This window comes from Roseateles sp. AC306 (genome assembly GCF_979253795.1).
Map to the genome: position 1 here is coordinate 1 of NZ_CEEDEB010000116.1, position 248 is coordinate 248.

At 50.0% G+C, this 248-nt stretch carries 1 protein-coding gene; it reads left to right on the plus strand.

Features of this window, described 5'->3' with window-relative positions; translation table 11 throughout:
- Positions 1-248, plus strand: a 248-nt coding sequence (locus AC0IZJ_RS28620) for an ABC transporter substrate-binding protein (protein WP_471855662.1), incomplete at both ends; no start/stop codon positions are given.

A 248-nucleotide genomic window follows, 5' to 3' on the forward strand; every position in this document is an offset into this window, starting at 1 on the left:
CTTCCACCTGCGTCGCGATGTTCCGTTTCAAAAAACCGACTGGTTTACTCCCACTCGTAAAATGAATGCCGACGATGTGGTGTTTACCTTCCAGCGAATTTTTGACCGCAACAACCCGTGGCATAACGTCAACGGCAGCAACTTCCCCTACTTCGACAGCCTGCAATTTGCCGATAACGTGAAAAGCGTCCGCAAACTGGATAATCATACCGTTGAGTTCCGACTCGCCCAGCCGGATGCTTCTTTTT